Consider the following 24,166-nt stretch of genomic DNA (forward strand, 5'->3'; position numbering starts at 1 on the left):
GAAGAGGTACCTTGTTAAAAGATACCTCTTCCAATCCATACTTATTATTGTTGTGTTCCACTCATTTGTTGTTGTGCCATGCTTACAAGGCGCTTTGTAATCTCGCCACCTACAGATCCGTTAGCGCGAGAAGTTGTATCAGGACCAAGGTTGACACCAAACTCTTGAGCAATTTCATATTTCATTTGATCCAACGCTTGTTGGACACCAGGGACTAATAATTGGTTAGAACTATTGTTGTTCGCCATGTTTTTCACCTCCCTTGTAAACATAGAATGTGCAAATAAAAAGAAGTTAATTCATGATAAACAGTGTTTTTTCATACCAATATTTAGCAAGTCCGAGACTAAGTCATATAAAATCATAGTAATCGGTTTTAGAAGCAAACTATTTTAAAAAAGATTATTAAATTCTTCTTCGATAATCGTCTTCGGTGTTATCTTTATGGACTCTATTCGATCAACAGCATCTTTAACTAAATGATCAATGTCCAACTCTTTTTCATATAACTTTGCTTTTTCCAGATTCGGTTTTGTTTTAGAATTTGGCGGTAAGAAAATAGTACAGCAATCTTCAAATGGAAGAATGGATAAGTCGTATGTTCCTATTTTTTTCGCAACTTCAATAACATCTAATTTATCTGTTGTAATTAATGGGCGTAATATAGGAATACTTGTCACTTCATTGATTGTATGCATACTATCTAATGTTTGACTTGCTACCTGACCAAGACTCTCTCCATTTACAATTGCTAATGCTTCATATTTTTTTGCAGCAGCTTCTGCAATACGAAGCATCATTCTTCTCATAATTGTCATTTCATAGCTATCTGGAATTTGTTTATGGATTTCTTTCTGAGCATCTGTAAATGGAACAACATGTAGCTTCATACTGCCACCATACCTAGTTAAGACTCTTGCTAGATCTTCTACTTTTTGTCTTGCACGCTCATTTGTAAATGGTGGGCTATGAAAATGGATTGCTTCAAGCAAAACTCCTCGTTTTAAAGCAAGGTAACCAGCCACTGGACTATCAATTCCTCCTGATAACATAAGAAGAACTTTACCAGCAGTTCGGATCGGCAATCCACCTGGACCTTTTACGTTTTTGCATGTAATGTAAGCTGCTTCTTCACGAATTTCTACCTTAACCTCTACATCAGGATGATGAACATTTACTGTAATATCCTTTGTGTTTCGTAAAATATGGGAACCAATATCATAATTTAATTGCTGGGAACCGATTGGATAATTTTTATTTGGCCTTTTTACTGTTACTTTGAACGTTCCGTCCTCGTTAGGTAAAGCATCTTTCATGGCCCATAATGCAGCAGCATCAATCTTCTCTTGGTTTAATTCCACTTTCAATGCAGGACTAAAGGAATGAATTCCAAAAACATCTTGCAGTCGTTCTGAAACAGCAGACTCATCAGCGCCATTTAATTCGACGAACATCCGTCCAAAAGAACGATTTACCTTCACTCCTGAAAAGTTTTGCAGAGCAAACTTAATGTTTTCTAGTAATTTTCTTTCAAAATCTTTACGGTTTTTCCCTTTTAAGGCTAACTCATTATACCGAATTAAAATGTGATTATAGTTCATTTTTCTACCACCTTTTTTAGCTCCTCTACTATTTTTGTAAAAACAGAAAGGAATGCTTGTGCTTCTTCCATTGTATTTTCAAATGTAAAAGATAAACGAATTGCAGTTGATGCTCTATTTTCGTCATATCCCATTTCTAATAACACTCTACTTGGTTCTGCTTGTTTTGATGAACAAGCAGATTTTGTTGATACATATATATCGTGCTCTCCTAACGATTGAACAATTACCTCTGGCTTCACACCTAACACAGAAAGATTCAGTATATGGGGAGAGCGTTTTGTTGGTGAGTTAATCATAACGCCAGTAATACTCTCACATTTCTGTTTTAACCATTCATTAAGTTCCGTTAATTTTGTTAATTCTGTTTTTGACGCTTCCATGCTAAGCCGGAGTGCTTTCACCATTGCTACAACACCTGCAACATTTTCTGTTCCAGCTCTGTTCCCCCGTTCTTGACTTCCCCCCGAAAATAACGGGGTTAGTCGAACTCCATCTCGAACAAATAAAATTCCATTCCCTTTCATACCATGGAATTTATGTGCTGATAATGTACAAAAGTCTACTTTTCCTTTATGCAGGTTAAGAGGTACCTTTGAGATTCCCTGGACACTGTCTACATGAAAAAGAATTTTTGGATGGTGAGAAAGAAGTTCACCAATTGCTTCTATTGGAACTATGGATCCAACTTCATTATTTACGTGGATTAAAGATACTAGAATTGTCTCATTTCTTATTGCTGCTTCTACTTGTTCCATATTTATTATTCCATTTTTATCCGGTTTTAAATAAGTAACTTGGAAACCTTCTTTTTCTAATTGTTGAAAAGCTTCTAGTGAGGAAGCGTGCTCCATGGAACTTGTGATTAGATGTTTCCCTCGTTTTGAAAGAAGTCTTGCTGTGCCTTTAATAGCTAGATTATTACCTTCTGTACCACCTGAAGTGAAAATAATTTCTTGTGGCTTTACATGCAATAAGTTCGCAGCAAGCTCTCTTGCTTGAGTAAGAAGACGTTCAGCTACCTTCCCTAAAGGGTGTAAGGACGATGGATTTCCAAAGTAATCTTCTGCCACTTTTATATATGTTTCCACTACTTCTTTATAAGGTTTTGTCGTAGCACTATTATCAAAATAAATCATACAATAGCTCCTTTTTCTTACATATGTAACACCTTATCTTACCATAAACTTTATTTTTACAACAATAATTGTCTACCCTGAAAATACGCGTGTCAATGAGGAGTCAAACTATCTAGTATTACTAACTTTGTTGGTTTATATTCCATTCGTTTCAACCTACTCGCTTTCCTAGGGGAGCTGCCGAGCTACCTTCGAGTGCAAGCACTCTTCGGTATCTCGCCGTTGCTCTGCTTCCCACAGGAGTCTCGCTGGCTTACACTCATTCCATATATATCGTTGAATGTACTAAACTACTGCTAATTAGTTATTTCCATCCTCCATGGTGCAAATTTTCACCTTACATGGGTGTCTACCCTAAAAATACGAAAGTAAATGGAATCAAACTATCTAGTAACCCTAACTTTATTGGTTTGTATTCCTTCCCCTACTACCCAATCCTTTTCCTGTGAGGAGCCACCTTCGTCAATTCCGCCTACAACGGGTGTCGCGCCTCTGCTCTGCTTCCCACTGGAGTTCCGTGGGCATTCGCTCATTCCATATAAAGTGAAGAGTACTAAGATACTTTATAACGTATCCGCCAAGGTGCAATTCCTCTACCAATATATATCCACCTTAAAATTCACAATAAATTCACTGTCGACATTTTCAAGATGTGGTACAATTCTTTGGTCTGTCTTTGTCAGAAAATCTACATAAATCAACATTCTTCAAACATACTATCAAAATAAAGGAGGTATCTCCATGCGAGTCTTTTCTTCTAAGGATACCATTACAATTGGATTAATGATGTTTGCACTGTTTTTAGGTGCAGGAAACTTAATTTTCCCTCCATCGTTGGGTCAAGCTGCAGGAACGAGTGTTTTATTCGCAACAATTGGCTTTTTAGTAACGGGAGTCGGACTACCTATATTAGCAATTATTGCAATAGCTAAAACAGGAGGAACATTACAAACTGTCTCTGAAAGAGTTGGCCCTATTTTTTCGGTGATATTTCCATTATCTGTTTATTTAGCAATTGGACCCTTGTTTGGAATTCCCAGAACTGGTTCTGTTGCTTATGAAATTGGTTTATTACCTTACCTAGAAACACCTTCAAGATTAACCTTATTCTTGTTTACAGTCTGTTTTTTTGGAATTAGTTATTGGTTAAGCTTAAATCCATCGAAACTAGTTGGACGCATAGGTAAAGTCTTAACGCCTATTCTTGTTGCTGTACTTGCAGTGTTAACTGTTACTGGAATTTTAAATCCAATGGGATCACCAAATCCACCTTTGACAGCATATAGTGACTTTCCTTTTTTTACTGGTTTTCAAGAAGGGTACTTTACAATGGACGCCATAGCCGCATTAGTATTTGGGATAATAGTTATATCTAGACTAAAGGAGCGTGGTGTAACAACTCCATCAGAGTTAGTAAAACGTGCTACACAAATTAGTTTTATAGCTGGTACAGGGCTCGTGTTCGTTTATTTATCTCTCGCTTATTTAGGAGCCACAAGTGTAAATATAATTGGTTACCAAGAAAACGGTGGTACAATACTTTCTGGAATATCACAGCAACTTTTAGGTTCTAAGGGTCTTATTCTATTAAGTGTTATTATTACGATTGCTTGTTTAACCACTTCGGTTGGTTTAATCGCTGCATTTGGAGAGTATATTCAACGCTCCATGCCAAAAGTTCCCTATGAACTCACTACTGGCATAATAGCTTTATTTAGTTTTTTCATGGCTAATATGGGGCTAACCCAGCTAATTCAGTTTTCTATTCCAATGTTATTTATGATATATCCAATTGCGATTGTTCTAATCCTTTACACTCAATTTGGTGACTTTGGAAAAGATTCAAATATATATAAGGGTTCTGTTATTGGTGCAGCTATCGTTAGTATCCCCGATGGACTTAGCCAAACGGTAGTATTTAGCGAAACATTTCTACCATTCCTACAATTTCTTCCCTTTTCAAACATAGGGTTAGCCTGGCTCACTCCGGCTTTATTTGGGGGAGTAATTGGATATTTTTCAAGATCTACAGTTAAATAAGATTCTCGAAAAGAGAATGGAGAGTACTTGCGGTTCATCCTAAGAAAGCCTAGAGCTGTAGTAAAAAAACAACATCGAGTTTACAGAACAAAGGAAAAAGGCTGTATCAAGGTTTCCTGATGACCTTGGTACAGCCCTTTCATTATTGTACAGTACTATATCCTGATACCTTTTCCAATACATTGGGATCGATTGGTTCAATAGCAGTTATGGCAACTTCTAAAGCATCACTATATTCACTATGTCGGAAATAGTCTTCTGCTTCTAGTAAACGGATATTAACCTCATCATATTGACTCCTAAATCTATTTCCATATTGTATCACTTGTTCAGCTAAAGAAGCTTTTTCAATGACTTTCGTAAGATTTTCCACACATTTATCTACATGGACTTTTGCATCATCTACCCTACTTACAATTTCATCAATCGACAATGGTAGTTCATTTAATTTCTCTGCTGCCTGAATTATTAATTTTTCAGCAACATCAATTTCATAAATTAAGGATTCTGGTACTCCAGGTAGATTACTTCGCTTGAGTTGTTTCTGACCTTCAATTAGCTTTCGTCTGAGCTTTAAAATGGTTTCTTCTGCTGACCTCTCATCACTTCTCAAGTGATCTAATCGTCCTTTTATTTCATTCATCTCTTCTTCCATTTTTTCAATGGATTCTTTCTGAACAATTAGTATTTGACGAATAGCTGTAAAGGATTGTTTTTTTTCATCGATCGAATCGAGGATAACATAAAATTGATTTACTAGTTCCTTAACCATCTTTTCCATTTTCAATTGCTTCCTATCTTCTTCCTCTGAAATACGGTAACTCATTTTTACAGTTTCAGTATCTGACCTTAGCTTTTGAAAAGAGAAAGGTAGTTTGGATACCCTTTCTTGAAGAGTTGGTAACTCTCGCTCAACAAATTGCTTAGAAATAACTTCATACTCTAGTTTTTCGTAAATGTCATCAATTTCCTTTTGAATTAATTCCATTGGTCCGGAAGCTTCATCTAACTTTAAGTGTTCTACGAGAGGAATTAGTGCTAATAAACGACGTTTCATGTCACTCAATTGACGTTTAAACGTAAAATGTTCCATAGGATAGCCCTCATCATTTAGCTCTGTTATTCCATTTTCCAACTCTTCCATCTGTTTTGGTAGTTCCTTCTCCAATTGTAATAAGTAATGAGGAATAGAAGGGATTAGATCCTGTATGTAATCCAATTCGGATTTAATTTCCAAAAGTACTTCACGAGCTTGTAAGTAGTTACCTTTCTCAGTCTCTTCATCAAAAGACGCAAAAAGCCCTTTTATTTCAGTTAAGTTACGTTCGAATGTCGAAACCGTTCCACCTAAGGACCCTTTTTGTGTCCGTAACATTTCTTTTGTTACTTCATACGCTTCTTTCACATCATGTATATCTTCTCGATTTTGCTCTTCACTCTCAACTAACAGCTCAATTTCTTTTATCATTTCTTCTAAGTGTGTTTTTATATTGAGAATCTCATCATCAACAAACTTAATGATTTTTTTCGCTTTATTAAATCGATACTTATTAGCAAACTCTTCAATATCGAAAATCTTTTCCTCTATATCTGGTAACTTAATCGTAACGATTTCATCCCAGTTATTTCTCCATTGTTCAAATCTTTCTTCTGTCTCACCAAGCATTGTTAATCCCTTAATTTTCGAAAGTTGTTCCGTCACAGGTTCATTTAGAAGTTGAATTTTTTCATTATCTAACCTATCTACCTCTTTATATATTCTCTTCCTAAACCATGCCCCATAAATAAAAACAATCAGCACTAATACAATTAATCCATAAACAAACTCCATATGAGGCCTTCCCTTCTGCATTTAATTTTGTAATTGGAGGAATAATGTTTTAGACATTTTATGATATGTTCCATATAATTAGAAAAGCGCAAGGCATATTCTCATCAACGAAATGCAAGTAATCAAGCAAGTTGTTGACATGGGATGACGCCTCGGTGCTAGACATTAATTAGAAAATTTAAAATCATGTTTTTATGTTTATAAATATAATTATCCTTATTTTAACATACAAAAAGGTATATTTTTTTACAAAATAAATGTTTTTTTTATGTTTTTCTTCCTTTTATGATAGCACGAAACATGCATTTTGGAGTTATTTTTCTTAAATTAAAAATACTTTTTTTTAGGAGATGATGTTATTGTATCATCGAGATGGTCACATACATAGTCCGTATTGTCCTCATGGTAGCTCAGATTCGTTTAAACAATATATTGAAAGAGGTATTCAATTAGGGTATTCAGAAATGACTTTTACGGAACATGCGCCCTTACCTGAACAGTTTGTTGATCCAGTTCCACTGAAAGATAGCGGAATGAAAATGGCACATCTAGAAAAGTACATAGACGATTTAACTATTATTAAGAAAGAATATGAAAACGATATAAAAATAAACATTGGATTAGAAGTAGATTATATTGAAGGATATGAAAAAGAAACGACTGATTTTCTTCATGAGTGGGGTGATATGTTAGACGATTCTATTCTTTCTGTTCATTTTATTCAATACTCGCCAGGAAACTATATTTGCTTAGATTATTCTCCTGATTCATTTAAGTATTTAATTGATCACTATTCTTCATTAGAAACGGTGTATCAAAGATATTTTGACACTCTTAATCTTTCTATTACATCCGAATTAGGTCCTTTCAAACCAAAAAGAATTGGTCATATCACTCTTGTACGTAAATTTCAAGAACTATTTCCTCGGACCTTCGAAGACAATGTATATATCCAAAAGATCCTAAAGGATATAAAAAATCACAACTATTCATTAGATGTAAATGGAGCAGGATTAATTAAACCGCATTGCAAAGAGATTTATCCACCACTGCTATATATTCATGAAGCAAGGAAATTAGGTATCCCTCTAATTTATGGTTCCGATGCACATGCGGCGAAACAACTTGGCCAAGGGTTAGCTGAATGTAAGCATATACTCTATTAAGTTACTGTATTATTAAAATGAGTAGCGACCCAATTGCCTATTTCTGAAAAATATTGATCTAAAAAATGTTTTTCGTGTGGCATTAAATGATATACCTCTCTAATATATTGTGGATGAAGAAATGGCATTGTTAACATTCCTCTTAGTTGAAGTACAAAATACTCATTTGGAATGGAATCCATTTCTTTATTCTCATATCCTATCATCATTAAGGTGTGAAAAAGATGCTTCTCTTTTGTCAAATAAGTAGACATTAATTCTCTAACAAGTGTAGTGTCTAATGTTATTTCTCTATGAACAAATCGAGCAAGTTGATGTTTTTCTTGTTGGTATAGCAATACTTCCCAAATAGCATTTAACAGACAATCATAAGCAGTATCTACTTTTAATTCTGCTTTCTTCACATGCGACTCAATAACTTCAATATAACCTTCTAAAAATTGTGTAATCAGTTCCTCGAGAAGTCCTTGTTTATTTCCAAAATAATATGAGATTAGCGCTACATTACAATTTGCTTTGCTTGCAATATCTCTAACAGAAGTTCCTGAGAAACCTTGCACATTAAACAGGTCAATAGATGCTTTAATAACCTTTTCCTTTGAAGCTTTGCTTTTCATTCTATCACCACCTTATTATTCAACTTTCACATCGTTTCGCTTTACTACACTAACGTAAATTATGATATACTTTTTGAAATAGTAAGAGGAGGTAGTGTCATGTTTCAAGTTCAAAATTATAATGGACCAATACAACAGCAATATGAATCATTATCAAAACAACTTTCAGCATTATTAGATGGGGAAAACGATACTATTGCAAACTTAAGTAATGCTTCTGCTTTGTTAAATCAGTTTTTACAAAATGTAAATTGGGTTGGATTCTATATATGGAAAAACAACGAATTAGTTTTAGGGCCATTTCAAGGGCTCCCTGCATGTGTAAGAATTCCTGATGGCAAGGGTGTCTGTGGTAATGCAACAAAAGAAAGAAAAACGATTCGCGTAAAAGATGTACATGAATTCCCAGGTCACATTGCATGTGATGCAGCTTCTAATTCCGAAATTGTAATCCCACTCATAAAAAACGGAGAACTTCTCGGTGTGTTAGATATTGATAGTCCATTAAAGAATCGTTTTTCTGAGGAAGATCAGTATGGCCTTGAATTGTATGTAAAAACATTAGTTTCTTATTTGTAAGTTGTACAAATAAATCTAGGACATAACTAAAATATTTCAGTGAAAAATACGAACGTCAGACAACAACATTAGCGGAGGAAATATACTTAGACTCCTGCGGGATTAAAAGACAAAGGTGAGACCCCACCCACAGTGCTTAAGCACAAGGAGGCGTAGTATATTTTCGAAGCGAATATTTTACACAAGTATTTGTTCGGATTTCTTAGAGAAATAGAACACCTATGCCCCAGCCTCCTTTTTCTATCTTTATAAGGGTTATTCTGTCATAAAGATTAGAAAAAATATAAAGCAATCCTTACTCCTATCCTATAACAAAAACCTTACCTTCTGATATATAAAATTATGAAAAATAATAAAAATTTCTTTCTTTCTATGCATAAGATTCACTTGACTTCATTGCCAAAAAATTATACACTATTCTTTGTGTTAATAAGACAGCCAAGGTAAACGTCATTTGGCATCCATTTTATTCCCGTTTGATAGCACTACATATATGTGCTGGCACAACTGTGTCGCAACGGCGTACCGTTGCTAAAAAACGAGGTGTATCGAGTAACCTCTAGCTGTCGAGGCGAGGATACATGAAAATAAAATGACTAGATGAATGAGATTGCCACTGTTATTTATTTTCACGGATTTTTTTAATATAAAGGAGGAGCTAAATATGGCTCGATATACTGGACCAAGTTGGAAGCTTTCCCGTCGTTTAGGAATTTCCCTAAGCGGAACTGGAAAAGAGCTTCAAAAACGCCCTTATGGACCTGGAGAACACGGTCCTAACCAACGTAAAAAACTTTCTGAATACGGACTTCAGCTTCAAGAGAAGCAAAAGTTACGTCACATGTACGGAATGAACGAAAGACAATTCCGTAAATTATTCTCTCAAGCTGGTAAATTAAAAGGTATCCACGGTGAGAACTTCATGATCTTGCTTGAATCTCGTCTTGATAACCTTGTTTACCGTTTAGGTCTTGCTCGTACACGTCGTCAAGCTCGTCAATTAGTAAACCACGGACATATCACTGTAGATGGTGGACGCGTTGATATCCCATCATACCGTGTAGTACCTGGACAAGTAATTGCAGTTCGTGAAAAATCACGTAATTTTGACATCGTTAAAAACTCTGTTGAGGCAAACGACTTCGTACCTGGTTACCTTGAGTTTGATGCTGAAGCTTTAGAAGGTAAATACACTCGTCTACCAGAGCGTTCTGAATTACCTGCTGAAATCAGCGAACAACTTATCGTTGAGTTCTACTCTCGTTAATAATAATAAAACACAGCCTATTATGGGCTGTGTTTTATTATTATAGGAAAAAGAGGCTGTGTAGCAGGCTTCCCCTGCTGCACAACCCTTCCCCTTTTATCTAGGCATAACGAATCAAGAAGAACTTCTTTTTCCCTCTACGAATGATTGTAAATTGACCATCAATTTTATCTGCACCAGATATTGTTTTCTCAAGCTCCTGACATCGGTCTCCATTAATATAAACTGCACCGTTACTAATATCTTCTCGAGCTTGACGTTTTGATGAAGCAATTCCTGCATTTACTAATAAGTCGATTAACCCAATCTCTCCTTCTGTAACTGTATAAGAAGGAACATCTTTAAATCCTTGGAGTACCTCATCAGCAGTGAGTTCTTTTAAGTTTCCTCCACCGAATAATGCTGATGAGATATTTTCCGCTTGCTTTAAAGCGGCTTCTCCATGGACGAAAGTAGTTAGCTCTTCCGCTAAACGTTTTTGTGCAGCACGTTCATGAGGTCGCTCATTTCTTTCTACTTCTAACGCTTCAATTTCTTCCCTTGAAACAAAAGTGAAGTATTTTAAGAACTTAATTACATCATTGTCATCAGTATTAAGTAAGAACTGATAAAACTCATAAGGAGATGTTTTTTCTGAATCTAACCAAATAGCTCCACCTTCTGTTTTACCAAATTTCGTTCCATCAGATTTTGTTACCAATGGTATAGTAAAACCAAAAGCTTTTGCTCTTTCATCCTCTTCTTGACCAGACATTTTACGGATTAATTCTAACCCTGCAGTAATATTTCCCCATTGATCACTTCCACCTATTTGAAGTTTACAGCCTTCTTCCCTATATAATTGATAAAAATCATACGATTGTAAAATCATGTAACTAAATTCTGTAAATGAGATACCTGAAGAAATTCTAGATTCTACAGAGTCTTTTGCTAACATGTAGTTTAAACCAAAATTTTTCCCAACATCCCGTAAAAAATCAATAACAGACATAGATCCAATCCAGTCATAGTTATTAACAAGCTTAGCTCCTGATTCACCTTCAAAATCTAAAAATCGAGATAATTGATCTTTAATTTTATTACTAAATTCTACAACTACATTCTGTTCATTCAATGATCTTTCCGCTTTTTTGCCACTTGGATCCCCAATTAATCCTGTTGCTCCACCAACTAGTGCTAGCGGTTTATGACCCGCATTTTGAAAACGACGCAATGTTAGAATTGTTAATAAATGCCCAATATGCAAACTATCTCCTGTTGGATCAAAGCCACAATATAATGTTACTTGTTCCTTATTTAAAAGTTCAGTTAAACCTTCTTCATCTGTCACCTGATTTACTAAACCACGAAATTGTAAATCTTCAAGTAATGTCATGATTTTCTCTCCTTCTCTTTCATTGTTTAAAAAACAAAAAAACTCCTCCCAAAAAAAGGGACGAGATGCTCGCGGTACCACCCTGATTGAAAATTAACTAATATATTTTCCTCTCAAGTGAGTTAACGCCTTCCTACGTTCTCTTTTCAGAGAATAACTCCAAGGTCGTAATTCATTTTCGTCTTTGTATCGGTTCACAGCTACACCGACTTTCTGAAACAGGGAGACGGAAACTACTTTTCCTTTTCAACGTCTAAGTATATAAATATTTCTAAGAACTAATGTAATCTTTTCCATTCCTTTTGTCAATGTAGCAGCGAAAAAAATATGTAATCTATCAAATCTTTCCTGATTTATGCTATAATATTCATGACTTTTTAGGAGGTATTAATATGAGTAAGAAAGGATTTTCTCTCAATAAAATTTTCCAAAGACGCGGAACTCAATCGTTATTTAAAGGGGTAAGAATAACCTCACAAGTAGTATGGAACTTGTTTTTAATTTTTATTATATTAGGGACAATGCTTGTCTTTTTTGTAGGTGGGGCTGGTGCGGGATATTTTGCATCCTTAGTAAAGGACGAGCCTATTCGTAGTTATGAAGACCTACAACGAGATATTTATGATTATGAGGAAGCTACAGAAATATATTTTGCGAATGATATTAAGCTCGGAGATCTCCCAAGTCCATTAGAACGTCGAGAAGTCTCATTAGAAAATATATCTCCTCATGTAATTAATGCAGTCATTGCAACGGAAGATGAATATTTCTTTGAGCACGATGGCATTGTTCCAAAAGCATTGTTGCGTGCACTTTATCAAGACTTTTCTAATGCTGCTATGCAAACAGGTGGTAGTACACTAACACAGCAATTGATAAAAAACCAAGTACTAACAAGTGATGTAACACATGATCGGAAAGCATCAGAAATTCTTCTCGCTCTCCGACTTGAACAATTTTTTGATAAAGAAGAAATTCTAGAAGCTTACTTAAATGTTGTTCCATATGGACGGAACTCTTCCGGAACACAAATAGCTGGAGTACAAGCTGCGGCACAGGGGATTTTTGGTGTTGATGCAAAGGATTTAAACATTGCTCAATCTGCATTTATTGCAGGACTGCCGCAAAGCCCCTTTGCTTATACACCATTTACATCTAGGATAGACGGTGAAGCTCAAGTAAAAGAAAATATGGATGCCGGATTAAACCGAATGAGAACCGTATTAAACCGTATGTTAACAGAGGGGTATATTACTGAGCAAGAGCACCGTGAAGCGTTAGCTTATGATATAATTGAAAACCTCATTCCACCACAAAGAAGTGGATTAGAGGATTATCCATATATCACAGATGAAGTAAGAAGACGTTCAATTGATATACTTGCTAAGGTAATGATGGATGAAGATAACATAGATCTTGACGAAATAGAAGATCCAGGCCAAAGAAGTCTAGTAAGAAGTAGATATAGAGAAGAAGCCACAAGAACACTGCATAGAAATGGGTATAGAATTTATACAACCATCGATAAAGATATTTATGACGTACAACAAAAAGTGGTAGAAGAATTTAACTTGTTTGCCAATGACCGTACTGAAACAGTTATTAATGAACATGGTGAAGAAGTTGAGCGAATCCGCCCAGAACAAGTTGGAGCCACGTTAATAGATAATAAAACAGGAAGAATAATCAGTTTTATCGGTGGACGTGATTATCAATTAGAGCAATTAAATCATGCTACTCAAGCAGATCGTCAAACTGGTTCAACAATGAAGCCATTATTAACTTTTGGAGTTGGCTTTGAAGTCGGGGCTTTCCAACCTGGCTTTATTACACCAGATATTCCATATAACTATCCAGGGAATGAAGCAAAACCAGTACCTAACTTTGATAATAATTACTTGGGTCTAATTACTGCTCGTGAAGCAATGGCCCGATCTCGAAATGTTCCTGCTGTTAGGGAATTTGAAAAAATCCCTCATGATATAGCACGCCAAACCTTAATAAATTATGGATTCGAAAAATACTTTATTGGCAACGAACCTTACCCTGCTACAACCTTGGGAACAATTGATATGACCGTGGAAGCAAATACAAGTGCATTTTCTACTTTCGGAAATTATGGAAAAAGATACGAACCTTATATGATAGAACGGATTGAATCATCAAGCGGACAAATCATTTTCCAACATGAAACGAACGAAATTGAGATATTTTCAGAACAAACGTCCTACTTAATGATTGATATGATGAGAGATGTTTTACGTTCTCCAGGTACCGCAGCTGGATTACCTGGATATTTACAAGTATCAGCAGATTGGGCAGGAAAGACAGGTACTTCTAACAATATCAGAGACTCTTGGTTTGTTGGATTTAATCCTAATATCTCAATGGGCATATGGCTAGGTTATGCTTATGGAAATATACCACAAAGAATCCACGGATATAGCTACGGTCAACGAACCCAAATGCTTTGGGCTAGATTAATAAACGCGGCTTATGAAATTGATCCAGAACTTATCGGACCTTCTTCAAGATTCGAATCACCAAGCGGGATTGTTCGTCAATCGATTTGTGGAATATCAGGAAAGCTACCTTCAGATCTTTGCCGTGAAGCAGGATTGGTTACAACAGATCTATTTAATTCTAGATTTGTGCCAACTGAAGTCGATGATAGTCTCACAAGAGTTAATTATGTAAGAGTTGATGGAGATTTATACAAGGCATTAGAAGCTACTCCTTTGGAATTTACAAATGAAGGAGTCTCTGTAAAAGAAGAGTATTTTGACTTTGGTGAAGATAGTGATTTCTCTCGATTTATTCCGGACAAATGGGATATGATAATCCCTGATAAAGAAGCTCCTGATAATGGTAAAACACCTGATTCTTTAAAATCTCTTTCCGCTACAGATAGTTCAATATCTTGGAGTGAACATCACGAAGGAGATGTCATTGGGTACCGAGTATATTATTCTCCGGAGGTAGGAGTAGAATTTACTCTCGTTAATAGCGTTAAATGGGATGAGGATTATGAATATACAGGACGAAGTGGTGCATATTACGTTACTGCTATCGATGTAGCTGGACGAGAATCCTATCCAAGTGAAGAAGCGATTATAGGGGAATATATTGATCCAATTGAAGAGCAAAAGAAAAAAGAAGAAGAACGTAAACGTCAAGAAGAGGAAGAACGTAAACGCAAGGAAGAAGAAGAAGAAGAAAAAAGAAATGAAGAAGACGACGATGATGGGAATGGCAACGAAAACGGTGATGAACATGACCGTCCAGGTAGGGACCGAGGACGATATTAAAAAGAAAGATAACTAGCAATAAAAGTTGTGTCATTGGTCATTTATATGACTACAAGACACAGCTTTTTTTTAAAAAAATAAATATGAGAATTTTTTGACAATATATGTCCTATATGTCCGGATATGATATAGTAAAAGATATAACAAATATCCCTTAACTCAGAAGAAGGTGGTTTGTTGATGAAACATAATAAAACCTTCCATTCCATGGAGCTAGAGAATAAAGATTTCCCCATTGTTGTTGAAGGACCTATAACAAAAGCATCCTTATTAGCCTACGAAATGGATGAAGGCCTTGTCGCTTTTCGTCCTCCTGCAAAACAGTATGATGCCTTATTAAAGGTAGTTGAACTACCAGAGAGCAGAATTATCATAGCACGTGAAGGTACGAGAATTATTGGTTATGCAATTTTTCTATATCCAGATCCTCTAGAAAGATGGTCTGAAGTGAACTTAGAGAACTTATTAGAATTGGGTGCAATCGAGGTTTCTCAAAAATATCGTGGCTATAAGATAGCCAAACACCTATTACAGTTATCCATGCTTGATGACGCCATGGAAGATTATATTATCATCACAACTGAATATTACTGGCATTGGGATTTACGTGGTACCGGTTTATCCATTTGGGAGTACCGAGACATTATGGAGAAGGTGATGAATTCGGGTGGATTAGAGTGGTATGCAACGGATGATCCTGAAATTTGTTCCCATCCTGCAAACTGTTTAATGGCAAAAATTGGTAAAAGGGTAACTCCAGATGCAGTCCATGAATTTGATAGAATACGCTTTAAACATAAATACATGATCTGATCTTAACATATAAAAGGGGAGATTAGTATGAATATAAAAGACATTATGATTACGGATGTTATTGTAATCACTCCTGAACATACGATAAACGAAGCACTTCAATTAATGCTAGAAAAAAAGATTCGCCATCTTCCCGTAGTGAATGGTGATAATGATATCATTGGGATCATCTCTGATCGAGATATACGTGATGCTAGTCCTTCGGTTTTTGAAACGGATAGTTCCCAATATCTTCATAAGCCTGTCAAGGAGATTATGGTGACAGATGTAATGACAGCGCTTCCGTATGATTTTGTGGAAGAGGCTGCCTATACTATGACAGAATATCACATAAGTTGTTTACCTATTGAAGAAGATGGAAAGTTAATCGGAATTATAACAGAAAAAGATCTATTACGTACACTTGTAAAACTTACTGGAGCAGATCTTCCATCATCAAGATTAGAGGTAGAAGTACCAAATATAACTGGAATGTTGTCCGAAGTTGCTTCACTAGTAAAACTCCATAATATAAATATCCAAAGTGTGTTAGTCTATCCTAGTAAAGAGGTAAAGAAAAAAATTCTTGTTTTCCGATTACAAGGAATCGATTTACGACGACTTACAAAATCACTGAAAGAAAAAGGTTATAGCATATTATGGCCTAATGACATGGAGATGAAAGAATGAATTTTGATGCAGCATACATTTATTCACCAGAGCAATTAAACTATAAATTTTCAGACGAACATCCCTTTAATCAAAAAAGACTAATCCTTACAAAAGATCTTTTAGAGAAAGTGCATGCTATTGACCCAAAACATGTTTTACCAGCGAGAATGGCAACAGACGAAGAACTTTTATATATTCATGATCCAGATTACGTCGAGGCTGTAAAGGCTTCGAGCAGTGGCAAGTTTCGTTCTTCTTATTCCTTAACATACGGTTTAGGAACAGAAGATACACCTATTTTCCCAAATATGCATGAAGCGGCTGCTTGGCTTGTTGGTGGAACCCTCTCCGCAGTAGATCTAGTTTTTGAACATGGATATAAACATGCACTAAACTTAGGTGGAGGATTGCATCACGGATTTCGTGGGAAAGCTTCTGGATTTTGTATTTATAATGATAGCTCCATTGCAATTGAGTATATGCGACGAAAATATAATGCAAGAGTACTCTACGTTGATACCGATGCACATCATGGTGATGGGGTTCAGTGGGCTTTTTATGATGACCCTAACGTCTGCACACTATCCATACATGAAAGTGGTCGTTTTTTATTTCCAGGTACAGGAAATGTTAATGAACGCGGTGATGGTGAAGGTTATGGTTATTCTTTTAATGTACCACTAGAAGCATTCACTGAAGATGAATCTTTCCTGTTTGCTTATGAAAAAACTTTCCGTGCTGTCGCAGATTATTTTAAACCAGATGTTATCATTACACAAAATGGAGCTGATTCACATTATTATGATCCATTAACACATTTATGTGGAACATTAAATCTATTTCATCAAATTCCTAAATTAGCTCATGAATTAGCTCACCAATATTGTGAAGGACGTTGGATTGCAGTTGGTGGTGGTGGTTATGATATTTGGCGTGTTGTTCCTCGTGCATGGGCTGCCATATGGCTTGAAATGACAAACCAATCAATGAAAGGAAAACCGATCCCTTCTAGTTGGATTGACAAATGGCAAAAAGAAACTGAAAACGTACTTCCTGCAAGCTGGTTAGATGAACCTACATTATATCCGAAAATACCTAGAAAAGAAGTAATTACACAAAAAAATGAGCGGACAGTAATGAATACATTAAAACTAATTCATGACATAATCTAATAAGAAAAGTGCAAGGGCGCCCCAATTCCGCCTAAGAACAGCCCACGTCCTGTGGGCACGGCGTCATGTCGACATCCTGTCTCCCGGCGAAATGCAAATGTTCTGGACGATAAAAAGTGCTTTTTACTTTTTAATCAGCCAGGTTATTTGACACGAGGTCATGGCGCCTGGAGCTAGACAACTTTCTAAGTCCAAAAATTTTATACTTTCTTATCTTTTAACAAAGACAATGTGTCCAAAAACCACCTATGCCTACATAATGTGGGCATAGGTGGTTGGCATGACGTGATTGCGCCTGGAGATTGACAACTATCAAAGTCAAAAAAGTTATACTTTAATTGTAAAAAAAGGATTCACTTCCAACAAGTCCTTTCTCTCCTTATTTCAACAAAACCACTATTCTTTCCACTATTTCAGCTGAAGTTTTTGCTGCATTTTTAACAAATGTCTCGAAGCTATTAGGAGCTTCTCCATTAGCCTTATCAGAGATCGAACGTAGAACAACATAAGGTATATGGTTAAAATTAGCCACATGTGCGACTGCCGCACCTTCCATCTCAACACATATGGCAGAAAATAGATCTTTCAGTTGATTTACTTCTTCCCTGTTTGCAATAAACTGATCTCCACTAACAATTTTGCCTTTCCATACTTGTATATGATTCGGTACAATTTCATTTGCAGCGATGTAAGCTGTATCAATTAACTTTTTATCCGCTGGGAAGTCAGACGTTCCATCATACATTGGTATCGTTCCCCGTGGAAAACCTAGTGGGCTTGCATCAATATCATGTTCTTGACAACTTGTAGAAATTACAACATCCTGAATGTTTAACTTCTGATCTAATGCACCTGCTACACCAGTAAAAATAATTGTTTCTACTTCGTATTTATCAATGAGGAGTTGCGCTGTCATAGCAGCATTTACCTTACCTACCCCGCATTTACAAATAGTTACATGGTGTTCGTGCCAAGTTCCAGTATAAAATAAGGTATTTCCGTTCTTTACTTCTTTTAAATCTTCAATGGATTCTAAGAAAAACTCTACTTCTTCTATCATAGCGCCTATAATACCAATGTTCATCCTGTCACCTCATTTGTATCACTATTAAGAAAAGCGTAAGGCGCCCTCTCAGGACCGAAATGCAAATGTTCTGGACGATAAAAAGTGCTATTTCTTTTTAATCGGCCAGGTTATTTGACACGAGGTCCTGGCGCCTGGAGCTAGACAACTTTCTAAGTTCAAAAAGGTTATACTTTCTGGTCTTTTAAAAAACAAGCCTTTCGCTTCATTTTCATCGTGTAGCGGTAATATATTTACCAGTTCATGTACAAAATAAAATTCCCGAGGATTTCCCCGGAAATACTAATAACTCTCTATAGTTGGGTCAGAAATTACAATAACTACTCTACGATTTTTTTGCAGATTTTCAACGGTTGTATTTGGTGCAACAGGTCTAGTGTCACCATAACCAACAGAAATAAACCTTGCTGGATCTAAGTCATGGTTATCTAATAAATGGCGGATGATACTGCTAGCTCTAGCCCCCGATAATTCCCAGTTTGATGGAAACTGAATAGTATTAATAGGTCTGCTATCTGTATGACCTTCCACCTTAATAACGTTAGGAATTGTTTCAAGAAGTGTGCCTACTTTTTTTAGAAATTCATTAGCACCAGGGATTATCTGTGCACGAGCAGATTCGAATAAAACTTGCTCTTGAAGAACTAATACTACACCCTGTTCATTTCTAATTGCTGTAATGGTATCTAATAAATTATTAGCTTCCAAATATTCTAGTACCTCTTTTAATAACTCATCCAATTCCTTATCTTTATCCATATCCTCATTATCTGAATCTAGAAAATCTTCCTGAGACGAATCATCTCGTTCATATGGGTCAGTATCTCTATCAACTTCCTCTGCTGGATTATCAAAAGGGATAAGTGATGGATTAAAGTCAAACATAGAACGTTCTCTAAACGACTCAGCGATTGCATTAAATTTAGCATCATCTACTACAGACATAGAGAATAACAGAATAAAAAATACAAGAATAAGCGTCATCAAGTCAGAAAATGTTACCATCCATTTAGGTGCACCTTTATCTGTATCTCTAGATGTCTTTCTCCTATTCATCATTCTCCTCCCCTTCATCCTCTGTCTCTTTCTTAGCATGATTAGGAAGAAATGCACTTAATTTTTCTTGAAGTATTTTTGGGTTTTGACCTGATTGAACCCCAATTATTCCTTCAATTATAATTTGTTTAACAAATACTTCTTCTTCCGTACTTAAACTTAATTTATTTGCCATAGGTAAGAAAACTAAGTTAGCAAGTAACGTTCCATACAGAGTAGTTAATAACGCAACTGCCATGTTTGGTCCAAGGGTAGACGGATCATTTAAGTTCTGAAGCATGAGTACTAAACCTATCAATGTTCCAATCATTCCCCAAGCGGGGGCATATTCTCCTGCCTTTTCAATTATATAACGACCTTTTTTATGACGTTCTTCCATTGCAACTACTTCAGCCATCATAATATCCTTTATTACATCTGGTTCGATCCCATCTACTGCCAACAAAACCCCTTTTACAATAAATGGATCGTCTACATCTTCAATGCCTGCTTCTAACGAAAGTAAACCTTCTCTTCTTGCTCTTGAAGATAAATCTACAAACGTGGAAATTAGTTTTTGAAGATCATGATTTCTCGTTTGGAAAGATTCTTTAAAAACGCTTGGAAGTGTTTTTAGATCAGGTAGTGTAAAGTTAATAAGAATTGCAGCTGACATACCACCTATTACAATAAAAATGGATGTCCATTGAAAAAAGGAACCAGCATCTCCAACTCCAGCGGAACTAGTAAATATAGCTAATAGAATCATGGATAATCCCACGAAAATTCCAATAGGTGTTAATAAATCTAGTTTTTTCATAATTCTCTCCCCATAATTGCTCAGTTTTATCTCTATGTTTGTTGTGTAATAGCTAGGAAGCATAGATGTAGAACATAATGGAGTTCATAAAGGAGCCACTCTTTTTCAATTCATTAACACCTACATGATTTAACCATATTTATGCCTTGATTCCTAAGCTATCGTTTAGTTTTCATTACTGACTTTTGTTGAGTGTCTAAACTCTATACGGTGTGGCAATAAAACTACGTTCTCACTTACTTCTTCTTTGTTCATATATTTTGTAAGTAATCTCATAGATACTGCTCCAATATCATACATTGGTTGAACGACAGAAGTTAATGTAGGACGGACCATCGTTGTTAATCGGGTATTGTCAAAACCGATTACTTCAAAATCATTCGGTACTTCATACCCAGCATCCTGAGCCCCATGGATAACACCAAGAGCCATCTCATCTGTGGAAGCAAAGATTGCAGTTGGCTTGTCCTCTAAAGCTAGTAACGTTTCCATTGCTTCTAAACCAGAATCATACGTGTAATCACCAATAACAATATAATTATCATTTAGTTCAATATTCGCTTCTTCTAAAGCACGCTTGTATCCAGAAAATTTAAGATAACCATTAATTGGGTCTTCCAGTGTTCCTGATAGCATCGCAATTTTCGTATGCCCCTCATTAATAAAGGATTTTGTTGCATCATAGGAAGCTTGCTCATAGTCAATGTTTACAGATGGAAACTCCTTCTTGTTATCAATAGTTGCAGATAATACGATAGGAACTGGAGATTTCTTAAATGTTTCTTCATGCTCCTTTGTAATTTCCCCACCCATGAATACAATTCCGTCTACTTGTTTTTCTAACAATGTATTTATAAGATGGATCTCTTTGTCAATATTTTGGTCAGAGTTACACAAAATAATGTTATATTTATACATCGTAGCGATATCTTCAATCCCACGTGCAAGTTCTGAGAAGAAAATGCTCGAAATATCAGGAATAATCACACCTACAGTGGTAGTTTTCTTACTGGCTAGTCCTCTCGCTACTGCGTTAGGGCGATATCCTAAGCGTTCAATCGCTTCTAACACTCTTTTCCTTGTTGTAGGTTTCACATTTGGATTTCCATTAACAACACGAGAAACTGTAGCCATGGAAACACTGGCTTCTCGAGCAACATCATAAATTGTAATATTCATTATACATCCTCCTTGGATATTAACATAAAATGGTTTTCATACTTTCATAATTTAATGTAATGATACGACACTTTAAGGAGGGACGCAATTCTTTATACATATATATCGACATTTTTCCCCTTTTCCTTAAGTGAAAATTAAACTTTTTTGATATTTTCATTAATAAAATATATTTCCCACTCAACTCACCCTAATTATTAGGGATTTATCACCAAAACGTTGGTTAGCTGTAGTTTCACATCGCTTTTATTATATCGTTTCTCAAATGGAATAAGACTATTCTCTTTTTCATAGTAAGCGAGAAATTTTTTACTAAAAGTGTCTTCTTTTTTCATCACATTAATAAAAGGATATTTTGAAAGGTATACTAGCACCTTACAAAATATCCTCTATCGAATAAGCATAAAATCTTCATCTATATATTTACTTTGACATTTTCCATTGAAATTAGGTGGCTACATCTTTTTATAAGGATTTATCTCCGTCATTTGCTAATAGCCGGTTTTATTTTTGATTCGCAGCTTCTCTTTCTCTCTTGTATAATCCTGATTCTTCTAATTTGGATACGAATTCCTTAAATTGAGGGAAATCCATCTGTTGAGCTGAATCTGATAATGCTACTGCAGGATCAGGGTGTACTTCTGCCATTACACCATCAGCACCAATAGCTAGTGCCGCTTTTGCTGTTGGTAACAATAGATCTCTTCGACCAGTAGAATGAGTTACATCAACCCATACAGGTAAGTGAGTTTCTTGTTTTAAAATTGGTACCGCAGAAATATCTAAAGTATTTCTTGTTGCTTTTTCATAGGTTCTAATTCCACGTTCACATAGCATAATGTTCCCATTTCCACCGGAGTGGATATACTCTGCAGCATTTATAAATTCTTCAATAGTAGCAGATAAACCACGTTTTAATAATACAGGTTTATTTACACTTCCTGCAGCCTTTAATAACTCAAAGTTTTGCATATTTCTTGCTCCGATTTGAATCACATCTACATAATCTAAAGCCATTTCAATGTCATGAGGTGCTACAATTTCACTAATTACTGCTAGATCATATTTCTTTGCAACATCTTTTAAGATTTTTAAACCTTCTTCACCTAAACCTTGGAAATCATATGGGGATGTTCTTGGTTTAAACGCTCCACCACGTAAGAACTTAACTCCCTCTTCTTTTAACACTTTTGCTACAGCTTCTACTTGCTCATAGCTTTCTACGGAACAAGGACCAGCTATTAATCGTTGTCTTCCATCTCCAACTTTAACATTATTAATTGTTACAAGCGTATCTTCTGGATGCTTCTTTCTAGACACTAGTAACGCTTTACGATGATCATCCTCTTGGATTTCTAAGCTAGCTTTAAAGATTTGCTTAAATATATGCTGTAAAGTAGATGTTTCAAAAGGACCTTTATTATTTTCAGCAATTAAATCAAGCATTTTTCGTTCACGTACAGGATCAAAACGATTTACCCCTTGTGCACTTTTCACTTTCCCTATTTCTTTCACTAAAGATGCTCTCTCGTTAATTAGCTCCATCAACTGCAAATTTACTTTATCCAATTGATTTCTTAATTCTTCAAGTTGTTCATTACCCATTCTAATTACCCCTCTCCATACTATAAAAATAAAACATATATTGTTATCATGTTAATTATGGACTATTATATACGATAAAAAGATGAATGTCACGACTTTTTCTTTATTAATTAAACGCTTTTAAGCGTTAAAGTGAAATAGTATAAAAAAATGATCTTATTTTTTCCTTTCGAACCTTTGTTTCTGAGTATTTTAAGTTAAAATAATATGTAATGATCATAGTATGTGGAAAGATATAATTTGTTACAATTATTAAGATATTTAAACAAATGATTCTTATTATATAGATTTCGGCTTAGACAGAAAAGTGAAGAGAACTATAGCAAGAAAACCTATATAACGACGTAATAACGACACCCTTGCACCCAGTGAAATGCAAATAACCTACACGATAAAAAAACGCTTATTGCTTTTAATCGTGTAGGTTATTTGGAATTGGTGATGTCGCCTGGAGCTAGGTTACTTTCTAATCTCAAAAAAAGTTATACTTTCTTACCTATTTGCAAAAAAAAGACACGCTATATTCTAAGCTATAACGCATCTCCCTTTTTCGCTTTATCCCCATGCCTGCTCTAAGCTTTGTTTTGTTATTCTCCAATGAGAATCATTCCACTTCACATTGCCCTCTTCAAATAATAGCACTTGTGGTGACTCATGCTTCACATTGTATGTCTCAGCGATCTCATTAGAAAGAGGTCTAGACTCTTGCACATTTAAATAAAACACTGGAATCTCTTCATGATTAGAAGAGAAGTCTTTTGTTTCATTATAAGCTTCCATACTTATAGGACAAGTTGTGCTATTTTTTAATAAATAGAATTTCGTATTCTCGGATAAAACTTTTTGAAAATCAGTATTTTGATCTATCTTCTTGATGCTCATTA

Annotated in this window: 20 protein-coding genes and 1 other annotated feature; of the genes, 8 read left to right on the plus strand and 12 right to left on the minus strand. The window is 35.5% G+C overall.

Features of this window, described 5'->3' with window-relative positions:
- Nucleotides 1-44 precede the first annotated feature (44 nt).
- From ACERII_RS17150 to ACERII_RS17160, 3 genes are all read right to left on the minus strand, one after another.
- Nucleotides 45-248, minus strand: coding sequence for an alpha/beta-type small acid-soluble spore protein (locus ACERII_RS17150; RefSeq protein WP_373643966.1), 204 nt, complete (start codon nt 246-248; stop codon nt 45-47).
- A gap of 144 nt (nt 249-392) precedes the next feature.
- Entirely contained in the window at nt 393-1,601 is a 1,209-nt protein-coding gene (thiI, locus tag ACERII_RS17155) for a tRNA uracil 4-sulfurtransferase ThiI (RefSeq protein WP_373643967.1), read from the minus strand.
- Nucleotides 1,598-2,740 carry a cysteine desulfurase family protein gene (locus ACERII_RS17160; protein ID WP_373643969.1) on the minus strand — a complete coding sequence of 381 codons (1,143 nt, stop codon included), beginning with the start codon at nt 2,738-2,740 and terminating at the stop codon, nt 1,598-1,600. Before ACERII_RS17160 ends, thiI begins: the two co-directional genes overlap by 4 nt.
- Before the next feature lie 741 nt (nt 2,741-3,481).
- Here ACERII_RS17160 and brnQ point away from each other — a divergent pair.
- Entirely contained in the window at nt 3,482-4,780 is a 1,299-nt protein-coding gene (brnQ, locus tag ACERII_RS17165) for a branched-chain amino acid transport system II carrier protein (protein WP_373643970.1), read from the plus strand.
- Between the two features lie 142 nt (nt 4,781-4,922).
- On the opposite strand, the gene ezrA is transcribed toward brnQ, so the two are convergent.
- A complete protein-coding gene (gene ezrA, locus ACERII_RS17170; protein ID WP_373643971.1) occupies nt 4,923-6,611 on the minus strand; it encodes a septation ring formation regulator EzrA in 1,689 nt (562 codons plus the stop codon).
- Nucleotides 6,612-6,970: 359 nt separating this feature from the next.
- On the opposite strand from ezrA, the gene hisJ reads away from it, so the two are divergent.
- Complete coding sequence (gene hisJ / locus ACERII_RS17175) at nt 6,971-7,777, plus strand: histidinol-phosphatase HisJ (protein ID WP_373643972.1); 807 nt, start codon at nt 6,971-6,973, stop codon at nt 7,775-7,777.
- Here hisJ and refZ read toward each other — a convergent pair.
- Entirely contained in the window at nt 7,774-8,394 is a 621-nt protein-coding gene (gene refZ, locus ACERII_RS17180) for a forespore capture DNA-binding protein RefZ (RefSeq protein WP_373643973.1), read from the minus strand. The two genes, hisJ and refZ, sit on opposite strands and share 4 nt — an antisense overlap.
- 99 nt (nt 8,395-8,493) lie before the next feature.
- Here refZ and ACERII_RS17185 point away from each other — a divergent pair, with 99 nt between their 5' ends.
- On the plus strand, nt 8,494-8,973 hold the full coding sequence (locus ACERII_RS17185) for a GAF domain-containing protein (protein ID WP_373643974.1): 480 nt from the start codon (nt 8,494-8,496) through the stop codon (nt 8,971-8,973).
- Nucleotides 8,974-9,637: 664 nt separating this feature from the next.
- Nucleotides 9,638-10,240 carry a 30S ribosomal protein S4 gene (gene rpsD, locus ACERII_RS17190; protein WP_373643976.1) on the plus strand — a complete coding sequence of 201 codons (603 nt, stop codon included), beginning with the start codon at nt 9,638-9,640 and terminating at the stop codon, nt 10,238-10,240.
- Nucleotides 10,241-10,340: 100 nt separating this feature from the next.
- On the opposite strand, the gene tyrS is transcribed toward rpsD, so the two are convergent.
- Complete coding sequence (gene tyrS / locus ACERII_RS17195; RefSeq protein WP_373643977.1) at nt 10,341-11,615, minus strand: tyrosine--tRNA ligase; 1,275 nt, start codon at nt 11,613-11,615, stop codon at nt 10,341-10,343.
- Between the two features lie 53 nt (nt 11,616-11,668).
- Nucleotides 11,669-11,874: a binding site (T-box leader), on the minus strand.
- 133 nt (nt 11,875-12,007) lie between these two features.
- On the opposite strand from tyrS, the gene ACERII_RS17200 reads away from it, so the two are divergent.
- From ACERII_RS17200 to ACERII_RS17215, 4 genes are all read left to right on the plus strand, one after another.
- Nucleotides 12,008-14,923, plus strand: a complete 2,916-nt coding sequence (locus tag ACERII_RS17200; RefSeq protein ID WP_373643978.1) for a transglycosylase domain-containing protein — start codon at nt 12,008-12,010, stop codon at nt 14,921-14,923.
- A 180-nt stretch (nt 14,924-15,103) separates the two neighbouring features.
- The gene (locus ACERII_RS17205; protein WP_373643979.1) at nt 15,104-15,736 is read left to right on the plus strand and encodes a GNAT family N-acetyltransferase; all 633 of its coding nucleotides are present in this window, start codon (nt 15,104-15,106) and stop codon (nt 15,734-15,736) included.
- Nucleotides 15,737-15,763: 27 nt separating this feature from the next.
- Entirely contained in the window at nt 15,764-16,405 is a 642-nt protein-coding gene (locus tag ACERII_RS17210; RefSeq protein ID WP_373643980.1) for an acetoin utilization AcuB family protein, read from the plus strand.
- Complete coding sequence (locus ACERII_RS17215) at nt 16,402-17,559, plus strand: acetoin utilization protein AcuC (RefSeq protein ID WP_373643981.1); 1,158 nt, start codon at nt 16,402-16,404, stop codon at nt 17,557-17,559. Before ACERII_RS17210 ends, ACERII_RS17215 begins: the two co-directional genes overlap by 4 nt.
- Nucleotides 17,560-17,938: 379 nt before the next feature.
- Here ACERII_RS17215 and ACERII_RS17220 read toward each other — a convergent pair whose 3' ends face one another.
- The 6 genes from ACERII_RS17220 to ytxJ form a co-directional block, all read right to left on the minus strand.
- Nucleotides 17,939-18,643, minus strand: a complete 705-nt coding sequence (locus ACERII_RS17220; protein WP_373643982.1) for a 5'-methylthioadenosine/adenosylhomocysteine nucleosidase — start codon at nt 18,641-18,643, stop codon at nt 17,939-17,941.
- Nucleotides 18,644-18,925: 282 nt separating this feature from the next.
- Nucleotides 18,926-19,699: a flagellar motor protein MotS gene (gene motS / locus ACERII_RS17225; RefSeq protein ID WP_373643983.1), complete on the minus strand. Its 774-nt coding sequence runs from the start codon at nt 19,697-19,699 to the stop codon at nt 18,926-18,928.
- A complete protein-coding gene (gene motP, locus ACERII_RS17230) occupies nt 19,692-20,498 on the minus strand; it encodes a flagellar motor protein MotP (RefSeq protein WP_373643985.1) in 807 nt (268 codons plus the stop codon). The genes motS and motP overlap by 8 nt, the downstream gene beginning before the upstream one ends.
- A gap of 165 nt (nt 20,499-20,663) precedes the next feature.
- On the minus strand, nt 20,664-21,677 hold the full coding sequence (ccpA, locus tag ACERII_RS17235) for a catabolite control protein A (RefSeq protein WP_373643986.1): 1,014 nt from the start codon (nt 21,675-21,677) through the stop codon (nt 20,664-20,666).
- 504 nt (nt 21,678-22,181) lie between these two features.
- Nucleotides 22,182-23,282 (minus strand): bifunctional 3-deoxy-7-phosphoheptulonate synthase/chorismate mutase, encoded by a 1,101-nt coding sequence (locus tag ACERII_RS17240; protein WP_373643987.1) that lies wholly within the window; start codon nt 23,280-23,282, stop codon nt 22,182-22,184.
- Between the two features lie 555 nt (nt 23,283-23,837).
- The gene (gene ytxJ / locus ACERII_RS17245; RefSeq protein ID WP_373643988.1) at nt 23,838-24,164 is read right to left on the minus strand and encodes a bacillithiol system redox-active protein YtxJ; all 327 of its coding nucleotides are present in this window, start codon (nt 24,162-24,164) and stop codon (nt 23,838-23,840) included.
- Between the last annotated feature and the right edge of the window lie 2 nt (nt 24,165-24,166).

Source organism: Evansella sp. AB-rgal1 (assembly GCF_041820985.1).
Classification (GTDB): domain Bacteria; phylum Bacillota; class Bacilli; order Bacillales; family Salisediminibacteriaceae; genus Evansella.

Coding starts and splice junctions, on each gene's coding strand:
- ACERII_RS17150 (WP_373643966.1), bottom strand. CDS start 248: ATGGCGAACAACAATAGTTCTAACCAATTATTAGTCCCTGGTGTCCAA.
- thiI (WP_373643967.1), bottom strand. CDS start 1,601: ATGAACTATAATCACATTTTAATTCGGTATAATGAGTTAGCCTTAAAA.
- ACERII_RS17160 (WP_373643969.1), bottom strand. CDS start 2,740: ATGATTTATTTTGATAATAGTGCTACGACAAAACCTTATAAAGAAGTA.
- brnQ (WP_373643970.1), top strand. CDS start 3,482: ATGCGAGTCTTTTCTTCTAAGGATACCATTACAATTGGATTAATGATG.
- ezrA (WP_373643971.1), bottom strand. CDS start 6,611: ATGGAGTTTGTTTATGGATTAATTGTATTAGTGCTGATTGTTTTTATT.
- refZ (WP_373643973.1), bottom strand. CDS start 8,394: ATGAAAAGCAAAGCTTCAAAGGAAAAGGTTATTAAAGCATCTATTGAC.
- ACERII_RS17185 (WP_373643974.1), top strand. CDS start 8,494: ATGTTTCAAGTTCAAAATTATAATGGACCAATACAACAGCAATATGAA.
- rpsD (WP_373643976.1), top strand. CDS start 9,638: ATGGCTCGATATACTGGACCAAGTTGGAAGCTTTCCCGTCGTTTAGGA.
- tyrS (WP_373643977.1), bottom strand. CDS start 11,615: ATGACATTACTTGAAGATTTACAATTTCGTGGTTTAGTAAATCAGGTG.
- ACERII_RS17200 (WP_373643978.1), top strand. CDS start 12,008: ATGAGTAAGAAAGGATTTTCTCTCAATAAAATTTTCCAAAGACGCGGA.
- ACERII_RS17205 (WP_373643979.1), top strand. CDS start 15,104: ATGAAACATAATAAAACCTTCCATTCCATGGAGCTAGAGAATAAAGAT.
- ACERII_RS17210 (WP_373643980.1), top strand. CDS start 15,764: ATGAATATAAAAGACATTATGATTACGGATGTTATTGTAATCACTCCT.
- ACERII_RS17215 (WP_373643981.1), top strand. CDS start 16,402: ATGAATTTTGATGCAGCATACATTTATTCACCAGAGCAATTAAACTAT.
- ACERII_RS17220 (WP_373643982.1), bottom strand. CDS start 18,643: ATGAACATTGGTATTATAGGCGCTATGATAGAAGAAGTAGAGTTTTTC.
- motS (WP_373643983.1), bottom strand. CDS start 19,699: ATGAATAGGAGAAAGACATCTAGAGATACAGATAAAGGTGCACCTAAA.
- motP (WP_373643985.1), bottom strand. CDS start 20,498: ATGAAAAAACTAGATTTATTAACACCTATTGGAATTTTCGTGGGATTA.
- ccpA (WP_373643986.1), bottom strand. CDS start 21,677: ATGAATATTACAATTTATGATGTTGCTCGAGAAGCCAGTGTTTCCATG.
- ACERII_RS17240 (WP_373643987.1), bottom strand. CDS start 23,282: ATGGGTAATGAACAACTTGAAGAATTAAGAAATCAATTGGATAAAGTA.
- ytxJ (WP_373643988.1), bottom strand. CDS start 24,164: ATGAGCATCAAGAAGATAGATCAAAATACTGATTTTCAAAAAGTTTTA.